Below are 13,452 nucleotides of genomic sequence, written 5' to 3'. Positions count from 1 at the left end.
TTAATGCCTTGTTTTTTGTTAATTTATTCAAGGCGTTTTTGCAAATATACTGATTTTTTTTGTAATATTGCAGTCTGTTTGATTATTATAACAAAATATAAAACAGACAGATTATGCGTAAACTATTTTTAATGATTTCAGCCCTGTTCCTGATGCACGCAGGCATGCAGGCAAAGGTCAGGCTGCCTCATGTCCTGGGCGACAACATGGTGATCCAGCAGGATGCCGACGTGCGCCTGTGGGGCAGTGCCAAGCCTAATTCTACGGTGAAGGTCAGCGTGTCGTGGAGCGGCGATGCCTATTCGGCAAAGGCCGACCGCAAGGGCGAATGGCAGCTGACGGTGAAGACGCCCAAGGCTGACAACAAGCCGCTCACCGTAAGGCTTGACGACGGCGACGGCGAGGTGGCCCTCAGCAACCTGCTTGCAGGCGAAGTGTGGGTATGTGCCGGACAGAGCAACATGGAGATGCCCATAAAGGGATTTGAAAACTGCCCCGTGGAGGGATATAACGACGTGGTGGCCGATGCGGTCAACTCATCGCTGGTGCGCTTCGTGAAGATACCGAGCGTGATGAGCATGACGCCGCTCAGCGACGCCAACTGCGAGTGGAAGGTGTGCAGCCCTGCAACGGTGGGCGACGCAAGTGCCACGGGCTACTTCTTCGCACGCAAGGTGAGCCGCATGCTCAACGTGCCCGTGGGCCTTATCATGGCCAACAAGGGCGGCTCGAAGGTGGAGAGCTGGCTGACAAAGGAGAACCTGAAGAAGTATACCGACGAGCCTGTTGACTCGCAGGCCATAGTGAAGAAGTATCCTGCCGACTATCACCGCGCCCTGATGTGGGGCAACGGCACGTTCAGTCCGATACTGAAGTACACCGTGAAAGGCATTCTCTTCTATCAGGGATGCTCTAACGTCGGCGACCCGGGCAACCAGTATTCAGACCGCCTTGCGCTGCTGGTAAGGCAGTGGCGCGACGCCTTCGGCTGCGGCGAGATACCGTTCTACTTTGTTCAGATAGCACCTTACGACTACGGAAACGTTGACGGCGACTGGGGCGCAAAGCTGCGCGAGCAGCAGGTAAGGGCGCACGACATAATACCCAACAGCGGCCTTGTGTGCACCAACGACTGCGTGTATCCGTGGGAGGCGCGCCAGATTCATCCCGCACAGAAGCAGAAGGTGGGCGAGCGCCTGGCTTTCCTCGCGCTGAACAAGACCTACGGACAGGAGACGATATTGTGCGAGAGCCCTGAGTTTAAGGAGCTTAAGATAGAGGGCGACACATGCTGCATAAGGCTGAAGAACGACTACGGAGGCGTAAGCCGTCTTGACGACATGCAGGGATTTGAGGTGGCCGGCGCCGACAAGGTGTTCCATCCAGCCAAGGCGAGCTACGACAACGCCAGGGGCATAGTAGTGACCTGTCCTGAGGTTAAGGCTCCCGTGGCCGTGCGCTACTGCTTCAAGAACTTCCAGCTGGGCAACGTGGCCAACATGGGCGGGCTGCCCCTGCTGCCTTTCCGCACTGACAATTGGTAAAAAGACTATATCAAGCTTCACGGCCCTGCGCGGCCGTGGAGCTTTTTTAATGTAAAACGCAGAGATATGAATCTATTGGAAAAGTTTGAGTATTGCCCCGTTTGCGGCAGCTCCCATTTCGAGAAAGACACGCAGAAGAGCAAGAAGTGCAGCAACTGCGGCTTTGAGTATTTCATGAATCCGGCGGCCGCCGTGGTGGCATTCATCACCAACGACAAGGGCGAGCTGCTGGTAGAGAAGCGCAACAACGAGCCTGCCAAGGGCACGCTCGACCTGCCCGGCGGATTTGCCGACGTGCTTGAGACGGCCGAGGAGAGCATCATGCGCGAGGTGAAGGAGGAAACCGGGCTCACCGTTACCGAGGCACGCTATCTGTTCAGCCTGCCGAACGTATACCGCTATTCGGGGCTCGACATACAGACGCTCGACATGTTCTTTGCCTGCAAGGTGGAAGACGCGTCGCAGCTCAAGGCCATGGACGACGCCGCCGAGTGTATGTGGATAGCCCCCGAGGACATCCACACAGAGCTGTTCGGCCTGCGCTCAGTGCGCCAGGGCCTTTATGAGTATCTCAACATTGACGGAAACAGACGCTGACGGCAGCACTGACGTCGGGATACGGCAGCCGCCCTTTGCAACATATTGAGTTTCAGTGTGTTGCAAAAGGCGGCTTTTTAGCTTCCAAAAGACCGTCTTTTACAAGGCGAAAGGCCACCTTTTGCAGTGCGTTTTGCCGTCTTTTGCAAAGCGTGCTGCCGGGGCCCTGCCTTCGTGCGCATATATGTAAACATATTTCATGCCTGAGATGCCCGCAGCCGCTATGCCGGGCGGTTTTACATATTGATACGTGTAAAATACTTAAAAGTTATGCAAAAAACTAAAAAAACAGAAAAATAGCCTATTATATAAGGTGTATGAAAAAGTTTTGCTTACATTTGCGCCCTAATTGAAAATATAAACCGTGATGCAGAAAAATCTTGTAATTGTCGAGAGTCCGGCAAAGGCCAAAACGATAGAAAAGTTTTTGGGCAAGGACTACAAAGTTATGTCAAGCTACGGACATATACGCGATTTGAAGAAAAAGCAACTCAGCATAGATATAGACACTCTTCAGCCCGACTATGAAATACCTGAGGAGAAGAAGAAACTCGTAACCGAGCTGAAGAACAACGCGCAGAACTCTGAGAAGGTGTGGCTCGCATCCGATGAGGACCGCGAGGGAGAAGCCATATCATGGCACCTCTGCGAGGTGCTCGGACTTGACGAGGAGAAGACCAACCGCATCGTGTTCCACGAGATAACAAAGCCCGCCATACTCGAGGCCATAAAGCATCCGCGCCACCTTGACATGAACCTTGTCAACGCGCAGCAGGCGCGCCGCGTGCTCGACCGCCTTGTGGGCTTCAAGCTTTCGCCCGTGCTCTGGCGCAAGGTCAAGCCGGCCCTGTCGGCAGGACGCGTGCAGAGCGTTGCCGTAAGACTCATCGTTGAGCGCGAGCGCGAGATACAGGCGTTCAAGAGCGAGCCTTATTTCCGCGTGAGCGCCATATTCGGCGTTGAGGCACCCGACGGCTCTATGTCGGAGCTGAAGGCCGAGCTCGACAAGCGCTTCAGCACGCACGACGAGGTGATGGCATTCTTAGAGAAGTGCAAGACAGCCGGATTCACCGTCAGTGCGATAACCAAGAAGCCGCTGAAGCGCACACCGGCGCCCCCGTTCACCACGTCAACCCTGCAGCAGGAGGCAGCCCGCAAGCTGGGCTTCACCGTGTCGCAGACCATGATGGTGGCGCAGCATCTGTATGAGAACGGACGCATAACCTACATGCGTACCGACTCTGTCAACCTGTCGTCGCTCTGCATCAACTCGAGCAAGGAGGAGATAATAAAGCTCTGGGGCGAGGACTACAGCAAGCCGCGCCAGTATCACACCCACTCTAAAGGCGCGCAGGAGGCACACGAGGCCATACGCCCCACATACATGGAGAACACCGAGATAGACGGCACGCAGCAGGAGAAGCGCCTCTACGAACTGATATGGAAGCGCACGGCAGCATGCCAGATGGCCGACGCGCAGATAGAGAAGACCACCGTGACGATAAGCATCGACGGAACGGAAGAGCAGTTTGTGGCAAACGGCGAGGTAGTCAAGTTCGACGGATTCCTGAAGGTTTACCGCGAGTCGTTCGACGATGACGACAATCAGGAGGAGACATCACACATACTGCCCCCGATGACCGAGGGACAGACGCTGCAGCGCCGCGAGGTTACGGCCACACAGCGCTTCAGCCAGGGACCACTGAGATACACCGAGGCAAGCCTCGTGCACAAGCTCGAGGAGCTGGGCATAGGCCGCCCGTCAACATACGCCCCGACCATAAGCACCATACAGCAGAGAGAGTATGTGCAGAAGGGCGACAAGAAAGGAGAGGAGAGACAGTATATCGTAGACGTGCTCCACGGCAACGTGGTGAGCGAGAAGACCAAGACGGAGACCGTGGGCAACGAGAAAGGCAAGCTGCTGCCCACAGACATCGGCATGGTGGTGAACGACTTCCTGCTGAAATACTTCCCGACAATCATGGACTACAACTTCACGGCCAAGGTGGAACAGCAGTTCGACACCATTGCCGAGGGCAAGTCGCAGTGGACATCCATGATAAAGAACTTCTACAAAGACTTCGAGCCTACAGTAGAGCAGACCATGAACACGCGCGAGGAGCACAAGGCCGGAGAGCGCGAGCTGGGCATCGACCCCGCAAGCGGCAAGCCCGTGTTCGTTAAGATTGGCCGCTTCGGTCCCGTCGTTCAGATAGGCAAGGCAGAGGACGAGGAGAAGCCGCGCTTCGCACAGATGCCGTCGGACAAGAGCATCGAGACCATAACTCTCGAAGAGGCGCTCGAGCTGTTCAAGCTGCCGCGCACGCTAGGCGAGTTCGAAGGCTCGCCCGTCATTATAGGCGCAGGCCGCTTCGGCCCCTACGTCATGCACGCCAAGAAGTATGTTTCGCTGCCCAAGAACGAGAATCCGCTGACCGTTACGCTCGCCACGGCCATACAGCTCATAGAGAGCAAGCGCCAGCAGGAGACGCAGCGCCACATCAAGGCCTTTGAAGAAGAGCCCAAGCTCGAGGTGATGAACGGCCGCTACGGCCCTTATCTGGCCTACGACGGCAAGAACTACCGCCTGCCGAAGAACCTTCATGACAAGGCCGCAGAGCTGTCGCTCGAGGAATGTATGGAAATCATAAACACATCAAAGAAGAAATAACGCCGATGACAAGAATCCTTATCATTGGATATATGGGTGCCGGCAAGACCACCCTGGGCAAGGTGCTGGCCAAAGACCTCGGCCTGCAGTTCTACGACCTCGACTGGTATATCGAGGGCCGCATGCACAAGACGGTGGCGCAGATATTTGCCGAGCGCGGCGAGGAAGGCTTCAGGACGATAGAGCGCAACATGCTCCATGAGGTGGCCGAGTTTGAGGACGTAGTGATAAGCTGCGGCGGAGGCACGCCCTGTTTCTACGACAACATGCAGTATATGAACGCGCAGGGCGACACAGTCTATCTGAAAGCCTCTCCCGAAGTGCTCAGCGCACACCTCAAGATGGGCAAGACGGAGCGCCCGCTCCTTAAGGGCAAGACTCCCGAAGAGCTGCGCGACTTCATCACCTGCCAGCTTGCCGCCCGCGAACAGTACTATACACAGGCCCGACACGTGTTCAACGTCGAGGTGCTTGACAGTTATGATAAAATACAAACATCCGTAACTAATCTGCGGACATTGCTTAATATTTAAATTTTACAGCCCTGATGAAAAAATGGACCATTGAAGACTCTAACGAGCTCTATAACATGAGCGGTTGGGGAACATCCTATTTTGGTATTAACGAAAAAGGCGACGTGTATGTCACTCCGTGCAAGGACGACACACAGATTGACCTTCACGACGTCATGGACGAACTCTCGCTGCGCGACATCACACCGCCAGTGCTGCTGCGTTTTCCCGACATTCTCGACAACAGAATCGAGAAGACATGGAGCTGCTTTAAAAAAGCTTCAGACGAATACGGGTTTACAGGAGAAAACTTCATTATATATCCCATCAAGGTTAACCAGATGCAGCCGGTCGTTGAGGAGATTATCAGCCACGGACGGAAGTTCAACCTCGGACTCGAGGCAGGCAGCAAGCCCGAGCTCCACGCTGTCATAGCCGTGCAGTGTCAGAGCGACTCGCTCATAATCTGCAACGGATACAAGGACCAGAGCTACATAGAGCTGGCTCTGCTGGCACAGAAGATGGGCAAGCGCATATTCATCGTGGTCGAGAAGCTCAACGAACTTGAGATTATAGCCAAGGCCGCCAAGAAGCTCAACGTAAGGCCTAACCTCGGCATACGCATCAAGCTTGCTTCGTCAGGAAGCGGCAAGTGGGAGGAGAGCGGCGGCGACGCAAGCAAGTTCGGACTGACAAGCTCTGAGCTGCTCAAGGCCCTCGAGATTCTCGAAAAGAGGAGATGAAAGACTGTCTGCGCCTTATCCACTTCCACATCGGCAGCCAGATAACAAAGATACGCCGCATACAGACAGCCCTTAGAGAGGCCTCGCAGTTCTATATACAGCTGCACAAGATGGGCTATAACGTTGACTTCGTTGACTGCGGAGGCGGACTTGGCGTCGACTACGACGGCACACGCTCGCCCAACAGCGAGAGCAGTGTCAACTACTCTATACAGGAATATGTCAACGACTGTATCTACACATTCGTTGAGGCTGCCAACCGCAACGGCATTCAGCATCCTAACATCATAACAGAGAGCGGCCGCTCGCTGTCGGCTCACCACTCAGTGCTCGTCATCGACGTGCTCGAGACGGCTTCATTGCCGGAGATGGACGACGAGTTTGAGCCGGGCGAGGCATCTCATCCGCTCGTAAAGGACCTATATGATATATGGGACAACCTTAACCCGCGCACCATGCTCGAAGACTGGCACGACGCCGAGCAGATACGCGACGAGGCGCTCGACCTGTTCAGTCACGGCATAGTAGACCTTCAGACACGCGCCGAGATAGAGCGTATGTACTGGAGCGTGTGCCGCGAAATCAACTCTCTGGCAAAGAGCCTGAAGCATACGCCCGAGGAACTGAAGAACCTCGACAAGATACTTGCCGACAAGTACTTCTGCAACTTCTCGCTCTTCCAGTCGCTGCCCGACGCCTGGGCTGTCGACCAGCTGTTCCCGATCGTGCCGCTGCAGAGGCTCAATGAGCGTCCAACACGCAGCGCAACGCTGCAGGACATCACTTGCGACAGCGACGGAAAGATAACCAACTTCGTCACCAACCGCAACATCTCGCACATTCTTCCGGTACACACCCTGCGCAAGAACGAGCCTTATTATCTCGGCGTGTTCCTCGTTGGAGCTTATCAGGAGATACTCGGCGACATGCACAACCTGTTCGGTGACACCAACGCCGCACACATAACGGTGAAGGACGGACGCTATCACATCGACCAGATATTCGACGGCGAGACCGTTGAGGAGGTGCTCAACTACGTTCAGTACAACCCGAAGAAACTGGTAAGGCAGCTTGAAGTATGGGTTACAAAGAGCGTCAAGCAAGGCAAGATTTCGCTCGAGGAGGGCAAGGAGTTCCTGTCTAACTATCGCTCAGGACTCTACGGATACACTTACCTCGAATAAAATAACAGAGCAGAGAGCCGATGCCATAGTGTCGGCTCTTGTTTTTATTACAGGCGCAGACGCTCACATGCCGTGCAGTAGGATGCGCCATTGCTGTAAGATAATATGATGAAAGAGAAGATAACAGTAGTGAAGGTAGGCGGAGCCGTTGTTGAAGACGAGGCTCGCCTTAGCCGTCTGCTCAGCGACTTCAGCGCCATTGAGGGCCGCAAGGTGCTCGTTCACGGCGGCGGTCGCCGCGCCACGGCCGTTGCCTCACGCCTCGGCATAGAGAGCAAGATGGTGAACGGTCGCCGCATAACCGACCGCGACATGCTCGAAGTGGTTACGATGGTCTACGGCGGACTGGTCAACAAGAACCTTGTTGCGCGCCTTCAGGCCAACGGCGTTGACGCCATCGGACTTACAGGTGCCGACATCGACGTGATACGCTCTCACAAGCGCCCCGTTAAGGACGTCGATTATGGCTTTGTAGGCGATGTTGACCGTGTGGACGGACATAAGCTCCGCACGCTCATAGAGGCAGGAATAACGCCCGTGATGGCGCCCCTGACGCACGACGGCAACGGCAACATACTAAACACTAATGCCGACACCATAGCCGCAGAGACGGCAAAGGCGCTGGCAGAACATTACGACGTAACGCTCATCTTCAGCTTCGAGAAGAAGGGAGTGCTCAGCAATCCCGACGACGAAGACAGCGTGATACCGCTTATAACCCGTGCCGACTTTGAGCGTTACGTGGCCGACGGCACCGTGGTAGGGGGCATGCTGCCCAAGCTCGAGAATGCCTTTGAAGCCATAAGTGCCGGAGTTTCGCGCGTCAACATCACCCTTGCCACCGCCATCGACGGCCGTCACGGCACGATGATAACGGAGTAGGGCATGCAGTCAGCACTGCTGATAAAGAAGATTTTGAGAGAAACAGAGCAACACTTAGCATAAAGTCATGCTATGATTTGCGAGACATTGAATTATGTCTGAATGCGCCCTGCAACAGCACCGGCAGCAGGGCATTGCGCACCACAAGGCAGTTTGCGGGCACATACCGCCCGGCAGAGACTGCAGTCTCTTAATAGCAAATAAACGTTAAAATAGAAAAAAGACCGCATCAGTTTGTAACTTTCGGTCTGTTGAATCGTCATTTAAATAGAGAGCAGATGAAAAATATCAGTTTCCGTAACGATGTTTTGCCGTTGAAGAACGTGCTCTACCGCCTCGCCTTGCGCATAACGCTCAACAAAGAGGAGGCTGAAGACATCGTACAGGACACGCTGATGAAGGTCTGGAACAGGCGCGACAGCTTGCAGAACGTTGACTCGATAGAGGCTTTCAGCCTTACGATATGCCGCAACTTGTCGCTCGACAGAATGAAAAGGGCCGGAAACGACAGCCAGCCGATAGGCGATGAGGAGATAGGCTCGGCCGATACGGCCTCTGATCCTTATGAAAGGATGATACAGAAAGACCGCGTCGAACTGGTGAAACGCATCGTTGACAGCCTGCCCGAGAAGCAAAGAAGCTGCATGCAGCTGCGCGACTTCGAAGGAAAAAGCTATAAAGAGATTGCTACTGTTCTCGGTCTGAGCGAGGAACAAGTGAAGGTTAACATCTTCAGAGCCCGCCAGGCGGTTAAACAAAAATATAAAGAATATGAAGGATATGGACTATAAATACATAGAACAGCTATTGGAACGCTACTGGAAGTGCGAGACAAGCCTCGAGGAGGAGCACATCCTGCGCACGTTCTTCAGACAGAAAGACGTGCCGGAGAGCCTTCGCCAGTACAGAGACTTGTTCTGCTATGAGCACGAGGAGAAGGAGACCGACGTGCTCGGAAGCGACTTCGACGCCAAGATGCTGGCTATGGTCGACGAGCCGGAACCCGTGAAGGCCGTTACGATAAGCCTCAGGCAGCGCTTCATGCCGCTGCTCAAGGCAGCCGCATCGGTGGCTATAGTCCTTGCATTGGGCAACGTGGCTCAGGTGATGTTCAACGAAGGCGGACAGCCCGAACCGGCTGTGGCAGGCTTCCAGAAGACTCACAACGGTCCTTCGGTGGCTATGAGCGACTCGGCAAAGACCGACTCGATGAAGCAGGCTTCGGCCGCAACCACCATCTTAAAGTAAGACATATTTCGATGCTTTCTCAATAAATCATGTTTAGTAAAACAAAAAACGAAACTGTGAAGTTTCAATTCTCTCAAATTTTTCATAACATACTAACGTAAAGAAAAGGAGCCGTTATCTGACAAGAGATAACGGCTCCAGTTGTTTTTACCAAAATCTGTCATTACATTGTATATCTTTCAATACTGCAATCAGACAGATGTCTTCGTCCGTCTGACAGTCATCTGTTGTCGCCCTGCCGTCTGTCTTTATCTTGACGCCGTCTGTTATAAATGCTGAAAAGCATGCGGCGAGAGGCTTAATGTAGAGTGGCAATCATGTAGAATGATAATGAGCGGTTTGCGAGAAATAAACGTTTCGTTGCTGACTTTGCGGCCGGCCTTTGCTGTTTGGTCTCTTTCCGGCCGCGCGTCGTTGTATTGATGCCCTTTTAGCAAGGCTATATCTTATTTCCCTTATAATACGTACTGAAGTTGTCTTTGGCGTATCCGTTGCCGAGAACGACGAAACTTGACGCCGTAGCCCCGTCAATTTTCTTCCCTTTGTAGAACACTCTGAAGCTGTCTTTGGCATATCCGCGGCCAAGCAGGGTGAAGCTCGACGCCGTGGCATCGTCGATTTTCTGTCCCTTGTAGAACACTCTGAAGCTGTCTTTTGTATATCCTTCGCCGAGCAGAGTGAAGCTCGACGCCGTTGCTCCGTCCATTTTCTTCCCCTTGTAGAACACCTTGAAGCTGTCTTTGGCATATCCGCAGCCGAGCAGAGTGAAGCTTGACGCCGTTGCGCCGTCTATCTTTTGTCCCTTGTAGAACACCCTGAAGTTGTCTTTGGCGTAGCCTTCGCCGATGACGCTGAAGCTTGATGCCGTGGCACCTTCAACCACCTGACCGCGGTAATACACCTTGAAGTTGCTTACAAGATAGTCGTTGTTGCTGTTATGATGCCTTCTTTTTGCGTGTGAGCCGTTGTCGCAGGCGTTGCAGTGATGTGTACCGCAGCAGTTGGATTGCGGGCACTGAGCGAACGAAACAGAGCCTGCGGCCAATGTAAGGATGAGTGTCAGGGTTGCTGTAAGTATCTTCATAATGTTAAGCTTTAAATGATTTCCCGTTTTATTTATATAGACGTATTTAGCGATGAAGGTTTATCTCGTTAATGTATTTTATGCTTTCATGCAGCCTTTGCTGCTTATTTAACCTAAACCGCCGTTAGAAATACATGCTTTCTTCTTGCCTGATAATAGCTGCTTTTATAGAAAATACCAGACCGTATGCCATGCGGCTGATCATAAGAACAATAGCTTGCTTGCTGCCTGAATGTGAAAATCTCTAACGCCCGGTTTGTGCTTGCTGCCTGCCGGCGCGTCTGTCATACATTGCCGGTGCGTGCTTATTAGGCCTTTATGCGGCGGTTTATGCCGCCGTGCAGCGCGTTTCGGCCATGCCTCCGAGCTTTTGTCAGCCTATGCAGATGATAATAAAAATGGCGGCAATGTGAAAGTTGCCGCCATTAATTATAGTCTTAATGAGATAATCTCAATTAGTCGTTGTTGTGGTCAAGACTGTCGTTGAAGTCTTTGGGCTCTCTCGGTGCCAAAGGATCGTGGAAGTCGTTGTTGTTGCTGCGGTGCTCAAAACGGCGCTGTTCGCGGTTGTTCTGGCGCTCTCCGCGCTCCGGTCTCTGACGGCGCTCGGGTCTCGGGCGGCGCTCGCGCTCAACATATCCTTCGGGTTTCGGTATCAGCACGCGGTGAGAAAGCTTATACTTGCCTGTCTTCTGGTCGATGTCCATCAGCTTGACGGTGATCTTGTCGCCCTCTTTCAGTCCGGCTTCCTCAACAGTCTCGAGGCGCTTCCAGTCTATTTCAGAGATGTGCAGCAGTCCGTCCTTGCCCGGCATGATTTCAACGAAGCATCCGTAAGGCATTACAGAGCGTATTGTTCCGTCGTAAACCTCGCCTACTTCGGGTATTGCCACGATGGCCTTTATCTTAGAGATGGCAGCAGTGATGCTCTCCTTGTTAGGCGCACTTACCTGCACTTTGCCCTTTCCGTCGATTTCGTCGATGGTGATAACGGCTCCAGACTCTTCCTGTATCTGCTGTATGATCTTTCCGCCCGGGCCTATTACGGCTCCGATGAACTCCTTCGGAATGTCGAATGCCTCTATGCGCGGTACCTGCGGCTTCAGTTCGGCGCGCGGTTCTGCTATAGTGTCGGTCAGCTTGCCGAGGATGTATTCGCGTCCGCGCTTAGCCTGCATAAGAGCCTTTTCGAGAATCTCGAAGCTCAGTCCGTCGCACTTGATATCCATCTGTGTTGCTGTCAGACCGTCTTTCGTACCGGTTGTCTTGAAGTCCATGTCGCCCAGGTGGTCTTCATCGCCGAGGATGTCGCTCAGCACGGCATACTTGTCTTCGCCCGGGTTCTTGATAAGACCCATTGCGATACCGCTCACGGGCTTCTTCATCGGAACGCCGGCGTCCATCAGTGCCAGTGTGCCTGCGCATACTGTAGCCATTGAAGAAGAGCCGTTGCTCTCAAGAATCTGTGACACGAGACGTACTGTGTAGGGGAATTCCTCAGGAATCTGGCCCTTGAGCGCACGCCATGCCAGGTGGCCGTGGCCTATCTCGCGGCGTCCTACGCCTCTCTGAGCCTTAGCCTCGCCCGTACAGAACGGCGGGAAGTTATAGTGGAGAAGGAAGCGCTGGTAGCTCTTGTTGAGCACGTCGTCAACCATCTTCTCGTCGAGTTTTGTTCCGAGAGTACATGTAGTGAGGCTCTGAGTCTCGCCACGTGTGAAGATAGAGCTTCCGTGAGGCATGGGCAGCGGGCTCACCTCGCACCATATCGGGCGTATCTCCTCGGTTGTACGGCCGTCGAGACGCTTGCCCTCGTCGAGGATGCAGCGGCGCATTGCGTCGCGCTCAACGTCGTGGTAGTAGCGGTCGATGAGAGCGTTCTTCTCCTCGAGCTCGTCTTCTGTCAGCTCGGTGTGTGCTGCGGCATAAGCCTCTGCAAAGTCGGTCTTGATCTTGTCGAAGGCCTCTTCGCGTGCCTTCTTGTCGTGGTCGCCGGCTTCAGCTATGGCGTAGCACTTGTCGTAGGTCTCTTTTCTGAGCTGTTCGCGCAGCTCCTCGTCGTTCACCTCGTGGCAGTATTCGCGCTTCACGTCGGTGCCGAGTTCCTTCATGAGCTCCTCCTGCAGAACGCACATGGGGCGTATAGCCTCCTGAGCGGCCTTGAGGGCTCCGAGCAGGTCTTGCTCTGAAACCTCGTTCATCTCGCCTTCAACCATCATGATGTTCTCCTTAGAGGCACCAACCATGATGTCCATGTCGGCGTTTTTCATCTGCTCGAATGTCGGATCAATAACGTATTCGCCGTTGATGCGTGCTACGCGCACTTCAGAGATAGGACATTCAAACGGAATATCTGAGCATGCCAGGGCACATGAGGCTGCGAAGCCTGCCAGTGCGTCGGGCTGGTCGACACCGTCGGCAGAGAAAAGAATTACATTAACGTAAACCTCTGCATGGAAGTCTGACGGGAAGAGGGGGCGCAACGCACGGTCTACCAAACGGCATGTAAGGATTTCGTTATCGGTTGCTTTGCCTTCGCGCTTGGTGAATCCGCCCGGGAAGCGTCCGGCTGCGGCATACTGTTCTCTGTACTCAACCTGCAAAGGCATAAAATCTGTTCCGGGAACTGCATCTTTTGCGGCACAAACAGTGGCCAGAAGGACGGTGTTGCCCATACGGAGCATACAAGAGCCGTCGGCCTGCTTTGCCACTTTCCCGGTTTCAATGCTGATGGTTCTGCCATCAGGCAGTGAAACTGTTTTCGTAATTACGTTCATCTAATAAAAAAACTTCTTGTTTTATAACATCTTCAAAAAAATCTCAACAAAGGTAGGTAAAAGTGCATAAATAAACGAATAAAAACCGAATTATTTTCTTTTTTTATGATTATGTGTGATGTTTTGACTTATGCCTGCTTGCAGGGCGTTTTCCAAAAGGTGGCCTTTTAGCCTCCGAAAGGGCACCTTTTGCACGCTGAAAGACCA

General features: G+C 53.4%; 9 protein-coding genes and 1 pseudogene. 8 read left to right on the top strand and 2 right to left on the bottom strand.

Features of this window, described 5'->3' with window-relative positions; translation table 11 throughout:
- Positions 1–113 precede the first annotated feature (113 nt).
- The 8 genes and pseudogenes from ACU52_RS03580 (at position 114) to ACU52_RS03545 (ending at position 9,384) form a co-directional block, all read left to right on the top strand.
- Positions 114–1,544, top strand: a complete 1,431-nt coding sequence (locus ACU52_RS03580; RefSeq protein WP_053397788.1) for a sialate O-acetylesterase — start codon at positions 114–116, stop codon at positions 1,542–1,544.
- A 66-nt stretch (positions 1,545–1,610) separates the two neighbouring features.
- Positions 1,611–2,141 carry an NUDIX hydrolase gene (locus ACU52_RS03575; protein ID WP_021856013.1) on the top strand — a complete coding sequence of 177 codons (531 nt, stop codon included), beginning with the start codon at positions 1,611–1,613 and terminating at the stop codon, positions 2,139–2,141.
- A 367-nt stretch (positions 2,142–2,508) separates the two neighbouring features.
- A complete protein-coding gene (topA, locus tag ACU52_RS03570; protein WP_053397787.1) occupies positions 2,509–4,815 on the top strand; it encodes a type I DNA topoisomerase in 2,307 nt (768 codons plus the stop codon).
- Between the two features lie 5 nt (positions 4,816–4,820).
- Entirely contained in the window at positions 4,821–5,348 is a 528-nt protein-coding gene (locus ACU52_RS03565; RefSeq protein ID WP_021856010.1) for a shikimate kinase, read from the top strand.
- Between the two features lie 14 nt (positions 5,349–5,362).
- A pseudogene (gene speA, locus ACU52_RS03560) lies at positions 5,363–7,254 on the top strand (biosynthetic arginine decarboxylase).
- A gap of 108 nt (positions 7,255–7,362) precedes the next feature.
- A complete protein-coding gene (argB, locus tag ACU52_RS03555; RefSeq protein ID WP_053397849.1) occupies positions 7,363–8,136 on the top strand; it encodes an acetylglutamate kinase in 774 nt (257 codons plus the stop codon).
- 278 nt (positions 8,137–8,414) lie between these two features.
- On the top strand, positions 8,415–8,927 hold the full coding sequence (locus tag ACU52_RS03550) for an RNA polymerase sigma factor (protein ID WP_021856007.1): 513 nt from the start codon (positions 8,415–8,417) through the stop codon (positions 8,925–8,927).
- A complete protein-coding gene (locus ACU52_RS03545) occupies positions 8,917–9,384 on the top strand; it encodes a hypothetical protein (protein ID WP_053397786.1) in 468 nt (155 codons plus the stop codon). Before ACU52_RS03550 ends, ACU52_RS03545 begins: the two co-directional genes overlap by 11 nt.
- Positions 9,385–9,823: 439 nt before the next feature.
- Here the strand turns inward: ACU52_RS03545 and ACU52_RS03540 are convergent, their stop codons facing one another.
- Both ACU52_RS03540 and pnp read right to left on the bottom strand, forming a co-directional pair.
- Positions 9,824–10,468, bottom strand: coding sequence for a DKNYY domain-containing protein (locus tag ACU52_RS03540; RefSeq protein ID WP_053397785.1), 645 nt, complete (start codon positions 10,466–10,468; stop codon positions 9,824–9,826).
- Positions 10,469–10,923: 455 nt separating this feature from the next.
- Positions 10,924–13,245, bottom strand: a complete 2,322-nt coding sequence (pnp, locus tag ACU52_RS03535) for a polyribonucleotide nucleotidyltransferase (protein WP_021856004.1) — start codon at positions 13,243–13,245, stop codon at positions 10,924–10,926.
- Positions 13,246–13,452 lie beyond the last annotated feature (207 nt).

The organism is Xylanibacter rarus, from assembly GCF_001275135.1.
GTDB lineage: Bacteria > Bacteroidota > Bacteroidia > Bacteroidales > Bacteroidaceae > Prevotella > Prevotella rara.
This window is presented reverse-complemented; position numbering and strand designations above follow the sequence as displayed.